General features: G+C 75.4%; 15 protein-coding genes. 11 read left to right on the top strand and 4 right to left on the bottom strand.

All coding sequences use genetic code 11. From position 1 onward, the window contains the following. Positions 1 to 3: 3 nt before the first annotated feature. Genes ACFVFS_RS25205 through ACFVFS_RS25190 form a run of 4 tightly spaced genes read right to left on the bottom strand, consistent with a single transcriptional unit; the run spans position 4 to position 4,841 of the window. Entirely contained in the window at positions 4 to 1,125 is a 1,122-nt protein-coding gene (locus ACFVFS_RS25205) for a hypothetical protein (protein ID WP_380626961.1), read from the bottom strand. After that, a complete protein-coding gene (locus ACFVFS_RS25200; protein ID WP_380626960.1) occupies positions 1,112 to 2,959 on the bottom strand; it encodes a B12-binding domain-containing radical SAM protein in 1,848 nt (615 codons plus the stop codon). Before ACFVFS_RS25200 ends, ACFVFS_RS25205 begins: the two co-directional genes overlap by 14 nt. A 13-nt stretch (positions 2,960 to 2,972) precedes the next feature. Then, positions 2,973 to 3,266 (bottom strand): phosphopantetheine-binding protein, encoded by a 294-nt coding sequence (locus ACFVFS_RS25195; RefSeq protein WP_380626959.1) that lies wholly within the window; start codon positions 3,264 to 3,266, stop codon positions 2,973 to 2,975. A gap of 33 nt (positions 3,267 to 3,299) precedes the next feature. Further along, the gene (locus ACFVFS_RS25190) at positions 3,300 to 4,841 is read right to left on the bottom strand and encodes an alkaline phosphatase family protein (protein ID WP_380626958.1); all 1,542 of its coding nucleotides are present in this window, start codon (positions 4,839 to 4,841) and stop codon (positions 3,300 to 3,302) included. A gap of 574 nt (positions 4,842 to 5,415) precedes the next feature. On the opposite strand from ACFVFS_RS25190, the gene ACFVFS_RS25185 reads away from it, so the two are divergent. From ACFVFS_RS25185 to ACFVFS_RS25135, 11 genes are all read left to right on the top strand, one after another. Further along, positions 5,416 to 6,348, top strand: coding sequence for a glycosyltransferase family 2 protein (locus tag ACFVFS_RS25185; protein ID WP_380626957.1), 933 nt, complete (start codon positions 5,416 to 5,418; stop codon positions 6,346 to 6,348). Continuing rightward, a complete protein-coding gene (locus ACFVFS_RS25180; RefSeq protein ID WP_380626956.1) occupies positions 6,345 to 7,151 on the top strand; it encodes a PIG-L deacetylase family protein in 807 nt (268 codons plus the stop codon). The genes ACFVFS_RS25185 and ACFVFS_RS25180 overlap by 4 nt, the downstream gene beginning before the upstream one ends. A 61-nt stretch (positions 7,152 to 7,212) precedes the next feature. Continuing rightward, the gene (locus ACFVFS_RS25175) at positions 7,213 to 8,322 is read left to right on the top strand and encodes a radical SAM protein (protein ID WP_380626955.1); all 1,110 of its coding nucleotides are present in this window, start codon (positions 7,213 to 7,215) and stop codon (positions 8,320 to 8,322) included. Continuing rightward, entirely contained in the window at positions 8,315 to 10,672 is a 2,358-nt protein-coding gene (locus ACFVFS_RS25170) for an AMP-binding protein (protein ID WP_380626954.1), read from the top strand. The genes ACFVFS_RS25175 and ACFVFS_RS25170 overlap by 8 nt, the downstream gene beginning before the upstream one ends. Then, the gene (locus tag ACFVFS_RS25165) at positions 10,672 to 11,445 is read left to right on the top strand and encodes an SDR family NAD(P)-dependent oxidoreductase (RefSeq protein WP_380626953.1); all 774 of its coding nucleotides are present in this window, start codon (positions 10,672 to 10,674) and stop codon (positions 11,443 to 11,445) included. Before ACFVFS_RS25170 ends, ACFVFS_RS25165 begins: the two co-directional genes overlap by 1 nt. Next, positions 11,442 to 12,587: a Gfo/Idh/MocA family protein gene (locus ACFVFS_RS25160; protein ID WP_380626952.1), complete on the top strand. Its 1,146-nt coding sequence runs from the start codon at positions 11,442 to 11,444 to the stop codon at positions 12,585 to 12,587. Before ACFVFS_RS25165 ends, ACFVFS_RS25160 begins: the two co-directional genes overlap by 4 nt. Before the next feature lie 18 nt (positions 12,588 to 12,605). Further along, the gene (locus tag ACFVFS_RS25155; RefSeq protein ID WP_380626951.1) at positions 12,606 to 13,832 is read left to right on the top strand and encodes an LLM class flavin-dependent oxidoreductase; all 1,227 of its coding nucleotides are present in this window, start codon (positions 12,606 to 12,608) and stop codon (positions 13,830 to 13,832) included. 27 nt (positions 13,833 to 13,859) lie between these two features. Next, a complete protein-coding gene (locus ACFVFS_RS25150) occupies positions 13,860 to 14,801 on the top strand; it encodes a transglutaminase domain-containing protein (RefSeq protein ID WP_380626950.1) in 942 nt (313 codons plus the stop codon). A 190-nt stretch (positions 14,802 to 14,991) separates the two neighbouring features. After that, positions 14,992 to 15,360 carry an MmcQ/YjbR family DNA-binding protein gene (locus tag ACFVFS_RS25145; RefSeq protein WP_380626949.1) on the top strand — a complete coding sequence of 123 codons (369 nt, stop codon included), beginning with the start codon at positions 14,992 to 14,994 and terminating at the stop codon, positions 15,358 to 15,360. Between the two features lie 54 nt (positions 15,361 to 15,414). After that, positions 15,415 to 15,807 carry a VOC family protein gene (locus tag ACFVFS_RS25140; protein WP_380626948.1) on the top strand — a complete coding sequence of 131 codons (393 nt, stop codon included), beginning with the start codon at positions 15,415 to 15,417 and terminating at the stop codon, positions 15,805 to 15,807. Positions 15,808 to 15,848: 41 nt separating this feature from the next. Then, the gene (locus ACFVFS_RS25135; RefSeq protein ID WP_380626947.1) at positions 15,849 to 16,775 is read left to right on the top strand and encodes an ROK family protein; all 927 of its coding nucleotides are present in this window, start codon (positions 15,849 to 15,851) and stop codon (positions 16,773 to 16,775) included. Positions 16,776 to 16,827: the final 52 nt, after the last annotated feature.

Genomic DNA, 16,827 nt, shown 5'->3' with positions numbered 1-16,827 from the left:
CCGTCAGCCGGTGAGGGCGCCGTACAGGTCCAGCGGGCTGGCCCGGCGCAGGTTGAGGTCGGGCGGCAGGTCCAGCCCCAGCTCCTCCTCCAGCACGATGGCCAGCTCGATCAGCCGGGTGGAGTCCACCAGCAGCTGGGTGCCCAGCGGCACCTCCGGGTCCAGCTCGACCCCCTCCACCCCGAGCCCGGCCACCAGGGCCGAGAGGAACTCCGGGAGGCTGTAGGGGCTCGGCGTCGCGTCACCCATGGTCGGGGCGTCCTCTCGTTCGCTTCGGCGGGCCGTCGCGGTCCGGCCGGTCCGCGACGGCGCGCGCAGCGGCAGGTCCTGGACGTAGGGCAGGCCGAGCCGCAGGGCGGTCTCGGCCTTGGCCAGCTCGCCGCCGAGGTAGCCCGCGTGGGCCGGTTCGGCGACGACGCCGGCGGACAGCAGGCCCAGCAGCATCGACTCGGCGCGGACGCCCGTCATCTCGTGCCGGGGCGTCAGGTCGTTGTCGTAGTGCCGCAGGACGATCCGGTGGGCGGCCCGGTCCAGGACGATGACCACGAAGCCGTCCAGCGACTTGCTGATGCCCACCCGGCGCCCGCCCGGGCGCAGTCGGCGGAAGGCCGGCCGCCGGCCCTCCTCCGCGCCCGCGGGACCGTCCGCCGGCCCGCCGCCGGACCATCCCGGGAGCCCGGGACGGTCCGGTGCGGCGGCGGCCCGCGCGGACAGCTCGGCGACCAGCCGGCGCAGCACCGCGGGATCGCACTCGCCGCGGGCGTCGACCAGCTCGACCCGGGCGCGCACCTGCTCGACCTCCCGCAGCGCCACCGTGCGCAGCACCGGCAGGTAGCCGGCGGCGCCGCGGATCCGGCGCCGCTCGGCGTCGAGCCCCTCGCGGAACAGGGCGACCAGGCTCTGCCCGGCCAGGAACCGCGGCGAGTCCCGTCCGCAGACGACCAGGCCGCGGATCGAGGGCCGGTGCGCGATGGTGCGCACCAGCTGCTCGATACCGAGGTTGGCGGTCATCAGGGTCCCGGCGATGGCGACGTCCGGCAGGGCCGAGAGCGGTTCCAGGAGCTCCCGGCTGCTGAGGCTGCACACCGCGATCCGGCCGGTGGCGCCGGGTTCACCAGGTGGCACCGCTGCCCTCGCCGCTGTAGCTGCGCGGCAGCCCGCCCGGGCCGTAGTTCGGCAGGGTGGAGCTGATCTCCATGACCCGGGCGCCGAGCCGGGTGAGGCGCTTGCCGACCCGCAGCTGCTCGGAGCGGAGCTGGTCGAGCCGGGCGCGGAAGTACTCCTCGACCTCCACGACCTGGCGGTCCTGCTTGTCCGTGTCCAGGGAGTCGTTCATCACGGCCTCCAGGTTGGACATGAAGAAGCTGTAGTTGAACTGCCCCATCTCCTGGCGGACCGCGTGCACGGTGGCCTTGAACTCCTCCATCACCTCGTTGACGCCGGGCAGCTTCCCGAACCGGCGGTGCAGCCGGGAGATGAAGGTCTGCATCACGACGTTGTAGGTCTCGAACTCGAAGACCGCCGACTGGTCGGTGATGACGCCGTTGCGGTGGTAGTCGTCGTTGTTGTAGAGCCGGGCGAAGTGCTTGGCCAGCTGCCCGACCCGCTCGTCGGCGAAGTCGTAGCCGTACGGGTCGAGGGTCTCGTGGTAGCTGTCCCAGAGCAGGCCCTCGCCCTCGATCCGGCGGACGATCGCGGTGCCCGGGTAGATCTCCAGCCGCTCGGTCATCCGGCGCAGGTTGTGCCCGGCGTTGTCGCGCAGGAACTTCGCGTTGGCGACCAGGGTGTCGACGGTGGCGTAGGGGTGGAACGGGATGAAGCCCATCGCCAGGTAGATGCCGTGCTCGCGGAGCATCCGGATGATGGTGACGTTGTCCTCGACGGTCGCCCGCTTCTCCCAGAGCAGCAGCTCCTCGGCGGTGCCGGCCTCGATGCCGACGTTGACCTTCTCCAGCCCGGAGGCGGTGAGCAGGTCGAGCAGGGCGTGGTCCTCGGGGGTGTCGCGCCAGTTCTCGGCGCGCATGCAGACGTTGTAGTAGATGTCGAGGCCGCGGTCGAGCAGGCCCTGGGCGATCGCGGCGGCCCGCTTCTTGCCGACCCGCCCGCCGTCCGGGTCCTCGAAGGTGGAGTCGACGAAGTCGATGGTGCGGAACTGGTGGCGCTCGACGATCTGCGCCACCTCCTCGACGATCTGCTCCGGTCCGCGCCCGCGCCAGGCCTTGCCGGCCTGCACCCGGTTCTTGAGGTGCGGGGCCGAGCAGAAGGCGCAGTTGGCGACGCAGCCGCGGCTGGTGCTGACCCGGACGTACTCCAGCTTGTCGCCGTGCTGGCTGAGCTGGTCGCGGGCCGGGAAGGGCAGCACCTCCAGGTCGTGGATCAGCGGCCGGGCCGGGTTCTGGTGCAGCCCGCCGTCGGCGTCCCGGTAGCAGACGCCGGGGCACTCGGTGAGCGGTTCGCCGAGGTAGAGCCGCTGGACCAGGTCCAGGATGGTGGGCTCGCCCTCGCCGACGGCGACCACGTCGGTGTACGGGTTGTTGCGCAGCACGTCGAGCCCGGCGAAGGTGCCGGCCGGGCCGCCGCAGGCGATCGGGACGCCCGGCAGGGCCTCCCGGATCTCCTGGCAGAGGCTGACGCAGCTGGTCAGGTTGAGGCTCATCAGGGTGAAGCAGACCAGGTCGGGCCGGTACTCGCGGAGGTGCTCGACGACGGCGGCATGGGGGTCCGCGCCGTGCTCGACCTCGCGGATCTCGGCGGTGAAGCCGACGCTGCGCAGCACGCTGGTCATGTAGGCGACCCCGAGGTGCTCGGGGGACATCACGAGGTCGCCGTCGAGCAGGATCAGGAAGCTGACCCGGAAGCGCCCGGGGTCGGTGATCCTCGGGTCGAGGTCGATGGTGAACTCGCCGGGCTTCCGGCGCGGCGTTGCGGGGCTGATGTCGATGTCGACGGGCTGAGGCATCGGGGGCTCCTGGTCAGGCCGCGGTGCTGGCGGTGGTCCGGTCGCCGCGGATCCGGCTGTCGACGTACTCGGCGAGCAGGTCCAGGTCGTCGATCAGCTTGATCGACAGGTCCTCGTCGGCGATCTCGACGCCGAACTCGCTCTCCACCCAGATGAGGAACTCGATGGTGTTGATGGAGTCGAGCCCCAGGGCGTCGACGAGCCCGCGATCGGGGATGTCCGCCGGGGCGATGGACAGCTCCAGCGAGTCGACGAGCACCTTGCGCAGCCGGGCCTTGGTGTCCTGCGTGTCCTGCGTTTCCTGCATGACGCTCATTCCTCCGTCGGTGTGGCCGGTCGCTCAGAGGTAACCCATCTCGCGGAGCCGGCTGCTGGTGTAGTCGTCCTCCTCCTCGGCGGCGCGCTCGGCCGCCTCGGAGGGCTGTGCGGTGGCGGCGTGGGCCGCCAGCCGGGGGTCGGGCCGGGGGACGGGCACGTCCTCGGTGAAGACCTCGGTGCGCGGGCGGCCGTCGACGTCGTCGGGCCAGGCGGCGCCCAGGTCGGTGAGCAGGGTGGGCAGCGTGTCGGCGAGCGGGACGGTGCCGTCCAGCCGGCCGGGGCGGGTGCGCGGCGAGCGGTGCGCCCAGATGCCCTCGTGCCGGTGGAGGCCGGTCTGGGCGCTGGGCTGCCAGAGTTCGCCGGTGAGGTCGGTGACGGGCAGGACGGACTCGTCGGCGGGCAGCAGCAGCAGGTCGGGGGCGCGTCCGCGCAGCGGCCCCGGGTAGGCCTCGGCACTGGGCAGGACGGCCCGGAACACCGGGTCGCCGGTGGGGCCCTTGAGGCCCTCGAACAGGGCGGCCACCTCGGCGCTCACCCGGTCCCGGTCGCGCGGGGCGACGATGCCCCGCAGCTGCCGGGCCCGGAGGTTGAGGTTGAGGCCGTAGCTGCCGGGGACGGGCATGTAGGCGGCGGTGCGGGTGAAGTCGATCCGGCGGCCGCCGGAGGCGAACCAGCTCGCCGCGCCGTCGGCGGGCGCCTCGCCCGGCTCGGTGGCCAGCAGGCCCGCCTCCTCCAGGATCCGGTGGACGGCGAGGCCGTACCGGCCCTGGCCGAGGCCGTGGTCGGAGACCACGGTGACCACGGTGTCCTCGTCGACGAGGGCGAGCAGTTCGCCGACGGCGGTGTCGATCGCCCGGTACACCCGGGTGTTGGCCAGTTCCCAGCCGCTGCCGGCCGGGGCGGGCTCGTGCCGGGGGTGGTCCGGGTCCTCGAAGTGCCAGTAGTGGTGGCCGACCCGGTCGGCCTCGGTCAGCACGACCATCACCACGTCGGTGGGCCGGGTGGTCATCAGGTGGCGCACCGAGCGGACCCGGGCCTCGACGTTCTGCTCGGCCTGCTCCAGGTAGCCCATGTCACCGCGGAACATGGTGGCCAGGTCGGACTGGAAGTGGGCCTTGGCGGCGGCGAGTTCGCGCAGCAGCGAGTCGGGCCGGCAGTGCCGCAGGGTCCGCTCCAGCGGCCAGCTGATCTGGTAGCCGGGCAGGTCGGCGGGCGGATGCGACATCGGGATGTTGATCAGGCCCAGGGTGTACTCCTGGGCGGCCAGCCAGTCCCAGGCCGAGGAGCGGCCGAGGTCGCCGGCCTGGGTGACCCGGGCCCGGTACCCGGGTTCCTGGGTGTCGTAGAACTGGTAGATGCCGTGCCTGCCGGGTTGGCCCGCCGTCACGAAGGTGCTCCAGCCCGGCGCGGTGTGCGCGGGCCAGGTGGTGGTGGTCCGGGCGACGGCGGAGGTGCGGAGCAGTCCCGCCAGGTTCGGGAGCAGGCCCCGCGCGATCAGCGGGTCGATGACGTCGAAGGTTCCCCCGTCGATACCGATGACGAGGGCACGGGGCGTGGGTGGCACAGGGTTTGCCTCCAGAGTGGACAGCACCTGCGTTCCGGGTCCGGGACGTCGCGCTGCCCGGGGATCCGCCGGAGGGGAGTGCGGTGGTGGGGGGCCGGTTCTCCACCGGTGCACGGCATGCGCCGATGACCGGCGGTCCAGGGCCGACCGTAACACTACGCATTTCGCAGCGATATCGGTACACGGCAGGATGACCGAATTCCGGCGATCTTCTGTCGTGCCCGGTCGGGTAATTGATCGTCCGTCAAGCAGGTGTTACCGCGGAAAGCGGAATCGCGGGCACCGGGTCGGTCGGCCGCGGAAGATCCTTTCCGGCGGCCGTCGGTGCGTTTCCGAAAAGTACTGGGTGATTCCGCTCGCCCGGTTGACTTCGCGCGCCCGCCGTTAGAGTCTCGGGGCGTGCCGCTCGCCGAGGAATGACGCGCCGACGGCTGTTCCCCGTGCATCTTCACGCACTGATCCCCCCGTATTCCGGCAGTGCGCCCGTCTGCGTTCCCGGCGTCCGTCCCGCGTCTCCCGGCGGCCGGTGTGCGACGGGCCGCGCCGGTCGCCCCGTACGCGGAAGGCCGACCCGATGCACCCACGCACGCGTTCCGCCCCGGACGGACCGGCGGCCGTGGTCATCCCCACCCGGGGCGACCACGAGCGGCTGCGGGTGACGCTCGCCTGCCTGGCCGCGCAGACCGGTGCCCCCGGCCACCTGGTGGTCGTGGTCGACGACAACGACCCGGCCGGGCCGGGCGCCGAGGGCCTCGCCGGGCTGCTCGGCGAGGCCCGCGACTGGCTGCCGCTGCACGTGGTGCCCGGCCCCCGCCGGGGCCGGGCGGCGGCCCGCAACGCCGGGGCCGCGGCGGCGGAGGGGGCGGACTGGCTGGTGTTCCTGGACGCCGACGTGATCGTCGGCCCGGGCTTCCTCGCGGCCTATGCCGAGGCCGTCGCACCCGACTGCTTCCTGCACGGGCGGATGCGCGAACTCCCGACCGCCGTGAGGCTGTTGGGCGAGGTTGCGGACGCCCCCCCGGAGGCGGTGCGGGAGTTCGCGGCCGGGCTCGGCGACCCCGCCGCGCCGCCGGACCGCAACCCGCGGCGGCGCACCGTGGCCAACGCGCTGGAGCGGGCCGTCGAGGCGATGGCGGCCGGAACGGTGCCGGACGTCGCCCCGTGGCTGGGCCTGATCGGCGCCAACTCCGCTGTGCCGTCGGCGCTGTGGCGGGAGTCCGGCGGGTTCGACGAGGAGTTCGGCCGGATCTGGGGCTGCGAGGACCTCGAACTCGGCCTCCGGCTGCACGATCTGGGCGCCCGCCGCCGACTGGTGCCGGAGGCCTTCGGGGTGCACCTCAGCCACGCCCGCCCGGACCGCTGGGAGCAGCACGACCGCAACCTCGCGCGCTTCGCCGAACTGCACCCCCGGCCCTCGGTACGGGCACTGACCGCCCTGCTCGGCCCGGAGGGCAGCCCCGAGCGGTACGCCGAGGCCGTCCTCGCCGTGACGGAGGGTGCGCCGTGAGCGGCGCGCCGCCCGGGCACGTGGTGGTCTCGCCGCACCCCGACGACGCGGTCTGGTCGCTCGGCGGCCGGATCGCCCGCTGGACGGCCGCCGGCCTCCCGGTCACCGTCGTCACGGTCTTCGACGGAGCGGGCGGACCGGACGGACCAGACGGAGTGGACGCAGCGGACGGAGCCGAGGAACCGCGCGACGCGGATCCGGCGGACGGCGCGAACGGCCCGGACGGCTGGCGGCTGATCGCCGAACCCGCCGTCCGCCGCCGCGAGGACCGCGCCGCCCTCGCCGCCCTCGGCGTCACCCGGATCTCCCTCGGCCTGCCCGACGCCGCCCTGCGCACCACCGCCGGCCGCCCGCGCTACCGCGCCGCCCCCCGACTCTTCGGCCCTCCCCACCCCGACGACGCGGCGCTTGCGGCCGCGCTCGCCGGGGCCCTGCGCCCCTGGTGCCCGCCCGGCACCCGGCTGCACGCCCCGCTCGCCGCCGGCCGGCACGTGGACCACGCGCTGGTCCGCGCCGCCGTCGAAGAACTGGCCGCCCCCGGCACGGCCTGGTACGAGGACTTCCCCTACCGACTGCGCCACCGCGACCACGCGGGTCTGGTGGCCCACTGCGACCCGCTCACCCCCGCCGACCTCGACCGGTGGCTGGCGGGCGCCGAGCACTACGCGGGCCAGGCGGTCGCGCTGTTCGGCGGGCCCGGCCCGCTGCGCGACGCGCTGCTGGCCCGGGCCCGGGCCCACGGCGCCGCCGCCGGGCACCCGTACGCCGACCGCCACTGGCTGCGCCCCGGCCCGCCCGGCTGACCCGCCCGATCGGACCACCGCGCCCGTCACGCCGACCGCCCGCGAAAGGACCGAGACCCCCATGCCGTCCACGCCGCTCCCCCTGATCGGTAACGACCTCGTCATCAACGAGGACTCCTGCAACCTGAGCTGCACCTACTGCCTGACCGGCCAGAGCAACCTCAAGGAGGGCCACTCCCTCAAGCTCATCTTCGACCCGCCCAAGCGCGACGACTACTCGCCGACCACCGACCTCGGCCAGCGGATCAACACCGTCGCCGGCCGGCTGCACGGCCGCTTCGACCTGCCGCTGCTCAAGGTGACCGGCGGTGAGATCTTCCTGGTCCGCGGCGTCATGGACTTCCTGGAGGAGCAGTCCGCCCACTACGAGGTGCTGGTCGTCCAGACCAACGGCGTGCTGGTCAACGACGAGCAGCTGGCCCGGCTGCGCTCGTTCGGCAACGTCGTCCTGCAGATCTCCCTGGACAGCCACCTCTACCAGGGCAACAGCTACCGGGTGCAGTCCGAGTCGCTGCACGCCAAGGTGATCCGCACCATCAGCCGGATCCTGGAGTCCGGCCTGCCGGTGGAGATCTACGGGGTCCTCAACGACCGCAGCGTCACCGAGCTGTGCGAGTTCGCCGGCTGGCTCTCCGGCTTCGAGAACCTGCCGACCTTCTTCCCGTTCCCGGTGCGCGGGCCCGACTCCGAGACCTTCAAGGTGCGGCCCGACCAGGTCGGCCACATCGAGGAGCTCGCGCGGCGCTACGAGGAGTTCGCCGGCATCCTGCCGCCGCGCCCGTACTTCGACCGGCTGCTGAGCTTCTACCACGAGGGCCGCCGGACCTTCCGCTGCCACCTGCCCCGGCTGGTGGTCTCCACCTTCAGCGACGGGGTGGTCACCCCCTGCCCCAACATCTGGTTCTCCGACATGGGCAACGTGCTCTCCGACGAGGCCGAGTCGGTCCTCGACAAGCTCGGCTCCAGCGGTCTCTACCAGGCCCTGCTCGCGCCGAAGCCCCGGCTGAGCGCCTGCCACGGCTGCTTCACCCCCTGGGACACCCTCTCGATGTACTTCGAGAGCGAGATCACCCTCGACGAGCTGTGCGCCGCGCCCACCTACGCCCCGCCCCGGATCCGCGGCATGATCGAGCGGGCCAAGGCCGACTACCTGGCGGGCGCCGATGTCTGACCGGGCCGGGCCCGGCCCGCAGACGCTGCTCGGCGCCGTCGGCCGGCTCGACCCCGACCGGGAGGTGCTGCCGGGCCTGACCGCCGGCGGCCTCCTGGCCGGGGCCCGGGCAGCGGCCGACGCGCTCGCGGCCGAGGGCGTCGAGGGCGAGGCCGTGGTGCTCCGTCAGCCCAACGGCAGCGGGTGGGTGGTGGATCTGCTGGCGCTGCTCACGGCCGGCGCCCGCCCGCTGCCGGTCGCCCCGGACACCCCCGACGCCGAGGTCGCCAGGCTGCTGGCGGCCGCCGGCGGCGGGCGGATGCTGGAGCCCGGCACCGGGAAGCTGCTCGGCACCCCCGGTCGCAAGGCCGCGGACGGGCCGGCCGTGCTGCTGCCCACCTCGGGCTCCACCGGCGCGCCCAAACTGGTCCGCCGCCCCGAGGCGAGCTGGCTCTCCGAGGCCCGCCGCTACCGCGACGGCGTCGGCCTCACCGCGCGCGACGTCCTGCTGCTGCCGGTCCCGCTCTCGCACGCCTACGCGCTCGGCTGGCTCTGCGGCGGACTGCTCACCGGCGCCTCCCTGCGCCCGGTGCCGCCCACCGCGCTCGGCGAGGCGGGCCGCGAACTCGCCGCCGGCGCCACCGTCCTGGCGCTGGTGCCCGCCACCGCCCGGCTGCTCGCCACCCGCCGCCGGCTGAAGGCCCGCCGGGCCGCCCCGGACGAGCCGCCGCCCGCCCCGGCGCTGCGGATCGCCATGGTCGGGGCCGGACCGGTCGACGCCGCCCTGGACGCGCTGTTCCAGGAGGCCTACGGGATCGGCCTCGCCCGCAACTACGGCTCCACCGAACTCGGGGCCGTGCTGTCCGGACCGGCCGGCCTCGCCCCGCTGAGCGTCGGCTCCCCGCTGCCCGGGGTCACCGCCCGCCTCGTCGACCGCGCCACCGGCGCCGACGCCGGGGACGGGCCCGGCCTGCTGCGGATCCGCACCGAGGCGGTGCCCGACTGGCACGACACCGGGGACCTCGCGCTCTCCCACGAGGGCACCCTGCGCATCCTCGGCCGCGAGGGCACCGCCGTGCGGCGCGGCGGGCGCTGGGTCGCCCCGCTGGAGATCGAGGCGGTGCTGCGCGGCCACGAGGGCGTGCGGGAGGTCAGGGTCGGCGCCCGGCGCCGCGCCCACGAGGGCGAGGACGGCATCGTCGCCGAGGTGGTGGTCGCCTCCGGCGGCCCGGACGAGAAGGAACTGCGCGCCCACGCCGAGCGGCACCTCGCCCCGTACAAGGTCCCCGACAGCTTCGTGCTGCGCGCCGCCCTGCCGCGCACCGCGGCGGGGAAGGCCGCCGCCGCGCCCCGCTACCGGCTCACCCCGCGCGCGATCGCCGCGGCCCGCGCCTACAAGGCCGCCGAACTGCTCTTCGCCCTGCACCGGTTGGGCCTGCTGGACGCGCTCGCCGACGGCGTCCGGCTCGCCGAGCTGAGCGCCGCGGCGGACTGCGACCCGCGCGCCCTGGAACTGCTGCTGGACACCGCGACCGCGCTCGGCCTGCTCGACGCCACGGCCGACGGCGGGGGCGGGGACGGCTCTGCGAGTACGGCGGGGCCGCGCGTCCCGGCCGCCGAGCTGACCGCCTTCGTCGAGCTGGAGGAACTCCTCTCCCGCGACCTGGTCACCCGCGAGGCGCTGGTCGCCGCGGCCCGCACCGGCCTGGCCGGGCGCGCCTTCGAGACCCGGCCCGCCGACGACCCCGGGCACGCCGCGCTGGTCCGCGCCTACCAGGGCGCGATGAGCGGCCCGGCCGCCCGCGCCCGCACCGCCCTGGGCCTGCGGCTGCTGCGTCCGCGGCCCGGTGCCCGGCTGGTGGAGGTCACCGCCGGCCCCGGCCGCTACCTGGAGCGGCTGCTGGCAGCCGACCCGGCCGCCACCGGCCACCTCTGGCAGTCCGGCCGGCTGGCCGGCCCGCCCGCCCCGGCGGTGCGGGCGGCCGTCGAGCAGGGCCGCGCCACCGTGGGGCCGCGGCCGCCGCGCGGCACGGCCGACCTGGTCGTGGTGGCCAACGCGATCCACGACCCGGGTTCCGGCGCCCGCCTCGGCGAGCTGCTGGAACTCCTGCGTCCCGGCGGGCGGTTGCTCGTCGACGACGTCTTCCTGCCGCCGGTGGCCCCGTCCGGGGACCGGTCCGCCGCGGGCCCCGCGCCGGACCTCGCCGGCGGCGCCGAACTCGCCCTGGACTGGCTGACCCACGGCGGTACCGACTGGCCCACCCTCGACGCGCTCGCCGCGGGGCTGGCGGAGGCGGGCGCCGACATCGTCCGCCGACTGCCCATCGAGGGCACCCCTTGTCATCTCGTCATCGCGAAGGAGGCCGACTGATGGGCGACACTTCCGCCCGCATCGCGGACAGCATGGGACAGCACGGCCGGGTGGTCGTGGTCTCCGGAGCCTCCGGGGACATCGGACGGGTCTGCGCCCGCCACCTCGCCGCCCTCGGCGCCACCGTCATCGCCGGCTACCACCGCGGCGAGGAGCGGGTGCAGAAGCTCGCCGCCGAGGTCACCGCGGCCGGCGGCACACTGATCCCGGTCCAGACCGACCTGGCCGACCCGGACGGCCCCGGCCGGCTGGCGGGCGCCGCGCTGGAGCGCTTCGGCCGGATCGACGGCCTGGTCGCCGCCGCCGGGCTGCGCACCCGCCGACTGGCGATGGCCACCGACGCCGCGGCGCTGGACACCCTGCTCCAGGTCAACCTGGCCGGCTCGGTCAACCTGGCCAAGGCCTGCCTGCGGCCGATGATGCGCGCCAAGTACGGCCGCATCGTGCTGTTCGGCTCGCGGGCCGGCACCAGCGGCCTGCCCGGCCACAGCGCCTACGCCGCCACCAAGGGCGCCCTGCAGCCGTGGGCGGCCTCGCTGGCCGGCGAGGTCGGCAAGCACGGCATCACCGTCAACGTGGTGGCGCCGGGCGCGATCCGGGCCGAGGTCATGGACTTCTCGCCGGAGGAGCGCGACCTCGTCCTCAAGTTCATCGGCGCCGGGCGGCTCGGCGAGCCCGAGGAGGTCGCCGCCGCGGTCGCCTTCCTGCTCTCCCCGGGCGCCTCCTACGTCAGCGGCAACACCCTCGTGGTGGACGGAGGTGCGCGCTTTTGAGCACCGCCCCCGCGCCGCTGCGCACCGCCGTGCTGGGCGCCGGCTGGGTGGCCCGCGAGGTCTGGGCTCCGCTGCTGGCGGAGCACCCGGACTTCGAGCTGGCCGCGGTGGTGGACGCCGACCCGGCGGCCGCCCGAGCCCTCGCGCCGTCCGGCGGCGCGGTCCGGGTCGCGGCCCGCGCGGAGGAGCTCGCGGACGTCCCGCTGGACGTCGCCGTGGTCGCGCTGCCCAACCACCTGCACGTCCCGGCCGCGCGGGCGCTGCTGCGGCGCGGGGTGCCGGTGTTCGTCGAGAAGCCGGTCTGCCGGACCGGCGCCGAGGCCCGCGAGCTGGGCACCGCCGCCGTCTCCGGCGCGGGGGTGCACGCCTGGAGCGCCGCCCGCCACCGCGCCGACGTCCGGGCGCTGGCGGCCCTGCTGCCGGAGCTCGGCGAGCTGCGCGCGCTCGGCCTCAACTGGACCAGGGCGGCGGGCATCCCGCAGCGCGACGGCTGGTTCACCGACCGCCGGCTGGCCGGCGGGGGCGCCCTGCTGGACCTCGGCTGGCACCTCCTGGACGTCGGACTCGACCTGCTCGGCTGGCCCGCCGTCACCCGGGTCCTGGGCACGCTGTCCGGCGACTGGCTGGGCCGCGCGGAGGGCGCCGCCGACTGGAGCAGCCGCGCCGCCGGCTCGGCCGGGGACGCGTCCGGCCCGCCCGCCGAACGCGTCGAGGACACCGCCCGGGGCCTGCTGCTCACCGCCACCGGCGTGGCGGTGAGCCTGGAGTCCCGCTGGGCCTCGCACCAGCCGCTGGACAGCACCGTGATCACCGTCGAGGGCACCGAGGGCGTCGCCGTGCTGCGCGGCACCTTCGGCTTCAGCCCGCACCGGCTGGCCCGCTCCTCGCTCACCGTGCTGCGGCGCGGCCGCGAGGAGGACGTCCCGCTGCCCGAGGAGCCGGTCGGCGCCGAGTACCGGCGCCAGGTCGACGAACTCGCCCGGCGGCTCGGCCGGGCCGCCGGCGCTCCGGGCGGAGCGGGCGGCGCCCGCGCGGGCGACTCGCTCGCCGAGATCACCGTCCTCGCCTCCTGCGTCGACCTCTTCTACGCGGCGGCCGACCGCGTCGCCCCCGCCGCTCCGGCCCCCGCCGCCCACCCCTGAACCCGTCTGGAGCCGCTGATGAAAACCGCCTACTTCTCCCACGTCTGGGGCCGTGAGAACCTCACCGTCCGGGCCCGCTACGACGAGCTGTGGCAGGAGGTCGAGGCCGCCGACCGGCTCGGCTTCGACTACGCCTTCTCGGTCGAGCACCACTGCACGCCCCGGGAGAGCTGGATGTCCTCCCCGGTGGCCTTCGCCACCGGCGCCGCGCTGCGCACCGAGCGGATCCGGGTCGGGCCGATGGGCTGGGTCCCGCCGCTGCGCCACCCGCTGCACATCGTCGAGGAGGTGGCCACCCTCGACCAGCTGCTCGGCGGCCGGCTGGAGGTGGGCCTGGCCTCCGGGGTCAGCGACGAGCCGTTCGTGCCGTTCGGCGCCGACTTCGCCAACCGCAAGGTCCTCAACCGCGAGTGCGCCGACCTGCTGCGCACCGCCCTCGCGGCGGACGGGCCGTTCGACTTCGACGGGCCGGTGCACCAGCTGCGCGGCGTCGAGCTGTCCTTCGGCTCGGTGCAGCGCCCGAACCCGCCGCTGTGGATCCCGACCGGGGACCGGTCCATCCTGCGCTACCTGGCCTCGATCGGCGGCCACACCGCCTCGACGATGATCGTGCCGCGCGCGGCGACGGCCACCGTCTACCGGCACTTCGCCGACTGGTGGCGGGAGGCCGGCTGGTCGGGCGAGCCGAACATCGGCTACTGGAGCCTGGTGCACGTGGCCGAGACCGACGCCGAGGCGGAGGCCCGGGCCGAGGCGCAGGTCTACGACGCGCTGGTGAACACCCTGCGCTACGGCTCGGTGCAGCGCTCCGGCACCCCGGCCGCGCCGGCCAGCAGGCTCAGCACCGCCGACATCCTGGCCGGGTGCCACGACTTCAAGTTCCTGCTGGACCACAACCTGGTGTTCGTCGGCTCCCCGGCGACCGTCGCCGAGCGGATCGAGGCCGCCGCCCGGGAGGGCTTCTTCAACACGCTGTTCGCGGAGTTCGCCTTCGGCGACATCGTGGGCCCCGAGGCGATCCGCTCGATGGAGCTGTACGCCGAGGGCGTGCTGCCGCGGCTGGCCGGCTTCTCGCCGTTCGCCCCGGCGGAGGAGGCCCCCGAGGGCTCCGAGGCCTCCGCGGACGGGGTCGACGGCGTGCTCCGCGCGCTGGAGCGGACGGCGGCCCCGGTGGCGGCACCGTACAGCGCGGAGGAGCAGAACGAGGTGGCCGCGCGCCTCGAAGCCCTCGGCTACATCGACTGACCTTCCAGCGACCCGGAGGAACCCCCGATGGCGACCACCGTCGGCAGCCCGACCCGCCGCCCGCAGGTGCCGGAACCCGCCGAGCTCGACGCGCTCGTCCGGCGCCTGCGGCAACTGCCCGACCGGCAGCGGCGCTTCGCCGTCACCGCGACCGGCGCCCGCCGCCAGCACGGGATCCGGCCGGAGCTGCTCGCCGCCCTCACCGCCGCCGGCGTGCCGTACGTCGGCGAGGGCGAGGACCGGCTCCACGACGCGTACGACCTCGGCAACGCCGCCCTGCACCTGGGCCTGGTCTCGGTGCAGAGCCGGTCCATGCGCTCCTGGGCCAGGGCGCTGACGGCGGGCGCCCCCGCCTACCGGCTGGAGGTGACGGCGGGCTGCCCGGTGCCCGGGCATCCCGGACCCTGCGGGTACGGGGTGCTCACCGCCGCGGGCCGGCGGCCGGTCGAGGGCGGGCCGGTGGACGCCCGGCTGGCCGGGCTGGTCGTCCGGCCGGTCCACGAGTGGCCCGAGCTGCCGTCCGGCGTCCGGGAGCTGCTGAACGAGGTCGGGGACATCGGGTTCTTCCTGCTGCCCGAGGCGGTGCGCTGGGACCAGGCGTTCATGTGGCGCACCCGGATGGCGGACTGCGGCGGCGCGGCCGCCTGGCTGGTGTCCGAGGGGGAGCGGCGCGGGCTGCGGACCCGCTTCTCCTTCGGCCTGCTGGTGGCCCAGCCGTACTCCACCCCGCACTGCTGGGCGGAGTTCCTGGTCGACGGGGTGTGGGTGCCGGTGGACCCGCTGCTGGTCCGGGCGATGAACGACTGGGGCGGCCTGGACGTCCGGGCCCTCCCGCCGGACGGCCGGCCCGGGGCGCTGTTCCACCGGCTGTCCGACCGGTTCACCAAGGTGGCCAGCCACGCCGGGATCTGGGCCCAGGTGTCGATCCCCACCGAGCGGCTGGACGCGGACGGGGCGGGCGCCGACTGAACCGGCCGACCGGCTCGTCCGCGGCGACGGACCGGTGGGCGACGGGCCGGTGGGCGACGGACTGATTTCGGACATCTCCCCGCCGCGCCCGGTGTCGTGGCCGTGCGGACTCCGCGCACGGCCTAGGCTGGACCCGTCCCCTGGTGCCACTGGGGCCCCAACTCTCTGAGGACGACGGAAGGATGGGGCGATGACTCCGCAGGAGCTGTTCGACTTCGCACTGGAACTGCCGGGCACCACCGACGACGAGGCGTTCGGCCCCGGCGCGACGGTGTTCAAGGTGGAGGGCAAGGTCTTCGCCATCCTCCAGGACGAGACGCCGGACCAGTCGGCCCAGGTCACCCTCAAGTGCGAACCGGACCTCGCGCTCCACCTGCGCGACCAGTACCCGGCCGTGGGGCCCGGGTACCACGTCAACAAGCGCCACTGGAACACGGTCGTCCTCGACTCCACCGTTCCGACCCCCGAACTGCAGGAGATGGTGGAGCACTCCTGGGACCGCGTGGTCGCCGGCATGCCCAAGGCGGCCCGCGACCGGCTCACGCTGCAGCGCGGCTGAGCCCGGCCCGGACGCACCCCCCGCACGACAACCGACCGAGAGAGAGCACTGCTCATGGCAGTCCCGAAGCTGACCCTGTTCGCGATCGTGGCCGACGACCTGGCCAAGTCCCTGGCGTTCTACCGCCTCCTCGGACTCGACATCCCGGCCGAGGCGGACACCTCCCCGCACGTCGAGGTGGTCCTGCCCGGCGGCCTGCGGCTGGCCTGGGACCCGGTCGAGACCATCCACAGCTTCGACCCGGAGTGGCAGGCGCCGACCGGCGGCAACCGCTTCGCGGTCGCCTTCGAGTTCCCGGACGCGGCGGGCGTCGACGCCAAGTTCCGCGAGCTGGTGGACGCCGGCTACGTGGGCCACAAGGAGCCCTGGGACGCCGTGTGGGGCCAGCACTACGCGATCGTCCTCGACCCCGACGGCAACGCCGTCGACCTCTACAGCGTGCTGTAGGACGCCGTAACGTCGCCGAACTCCCCGGGGAGGCCCGGTCCGTGACACTGCTGGGGATCGACATCGGCGGTACCAAGACCGCCCTGGTCCTGGAACGCCCGGGCCTCCGCGGTCCGGTGCACGCCCGCTTCGACTGGCCGCACCGGACCGGCGGTGCGGGCGGCCGGGAGGCGGACCGGGAGGCCGATCTGGCGGCGCTCGCCGCGGCGGTCGCCCGGATAACCGGACCGGACGGCCCCGGCGCCGTCCGCGCCGCCGGCCTGGCCCTGCCGGCCACCGTCCGGGACGGCCGGCTCACCACCTGGCCCTCCCGGCCCTCCTGGGCCGGGCTGCGGCTGGACACCGTGCTGGAGCGGATCCTGCCGGGCGTCCCGGTCCGGTTCGAGGACGACGGCAACCTGGCCGCGCTCGCCGAGGCCGACCGCGGCGGCGTCCGCGACCTGGCCTACCTGGGCCTGGGGACGGGCGTCGGCGGCGGACTGGTGCTCGGCGGCCGGCTGCACACCGGCCCGTACGGAGGCGCCGCCGAGATCGGCCACCTGGTGGTCGACCCCGGCGGCGCCGTCTGCGTCTGCGGGCGCTCCGGCTGCCTCCAGGCGGTGGCCTCCGGCACGGCGACGCTGGCCCGGGCCGCCGCGGCCCGCGGCGCCGGGCCGCTCGGCGCCGAGGAGTTCCGGGCCGGACTGGCGCAGGGCCGGGCCTGGGCGGTCGGGCCGCTGGAGGAGACGGCGGCCGCCCTGGCGGTCGCGGTGGTCAACCTCGGCGAGCTGCTCCAGTGCGCCGAGGTGCGGCTGGGCGGCGGGTTCGGGCACGGGGTGCCGGGGCTGGTCGCCCGGGTGCGGCGGGAGGCCCGCCGGCTGGCCCGGCCCGGGGTCCCCCCGCCGGCCGTCCGCCGGGCCCGCTGCGGGGCCCGGGCCTCCCTGCACGGCGCCCTCCTGCTGGCCCGGCGCACCGCCGACGGGGAATGACGCGGGCCCGGCGGGACCTCGACGGTCCGCCGGGCCCGCGGTGCCGCGGCCG

Origin of the sequence: Kitasatospora sp. NPDC057692, assembly GCF_042799475.1 — a bacterium.
Lineage (GTDB): Bacteria > Actinomycetota > Actinomycetes > Streptomycetales > Streptomycetaceae > Kitasatospora.
Note: the sequence above shows the minus strand (reverse complement) of the source record. Positions and strands in the feature narration are given on the sequence as shown.

Bases quoted from the DNA above. Each gene is read 5' to 3' on its own strand.
- ACFVFS_RS25200 (WP_380626960.1), bottom strand. From the start codon at position 2,959: ATGCCTCAGCCCGTCGACATCGACATCAGCCCCGCAACGCCGCGCCGG.
- ACFVFS_RS25195 (WP_380626959.1), bottom strand. From the start codon at position 3,266: ATGCAGGAAACGCAGGACACGCAGGACACCAAGGCCCGGCTGCGCAAG.
- ACFVFS_RS25185 (WP_380626957.1), top strand. From the start codon at position 5,416: ATGCACCCACGCACGCGTTCCGCCCCGGACGGACCGGCGGCCGTGGTC.
- ACFVFS_RS25175 (WP_380626955.1), top strand. From the start codon at position 7,213: ATGCCGTCCACGCCGCTCCCCCTGATCGGTAACGACCTCGTCATCAAC.
- ACFVFS_RS25170 (WP_380626954.1), top strand. From the start codon at position 8,315: ATGTCTGACCGGGCCGGGCCCGGCCCGCAGACGCTGCTCGGCGCCGTC.
- ACFVFS_RS25165 (WP_380626953.1), top strand. From the start codon at position 10,672: ATGGGCGACACTTCCGCCCGCATCGCGGACAGCATGGGACAGCACGGC.
- ACFVFS_RS25155 (WP_380626951.1), top strand. From the start codon at position 12,606: ATGAAAACCGCCTACTTCTCCCACGTCTGGGGCCGTGAGAACCTCACC.
- ACFVFS_RS25150 (WP_380626950.1), top strand. From the start codon at position 13,860: ATGGCGACCACCGTCGGCAGCCCGACCCGCCGCCCGCAGGTGCCGGAA.
- ACFVFS_RS25145 (WP_380626949.1), top strand. From the start codon at position 14,992: ATGACTCCGCAGGAGCTGTTCGACTTCGCACTGGAACTGCCGGGCACC.
- ACFVFS_RS25140 (WP_380626948.1), top strand. From the start codon at position 15,415: ATGGCAGTCCCGAAGCTGACCCTGTTCGCGATCGTGGCCGACGACCTG.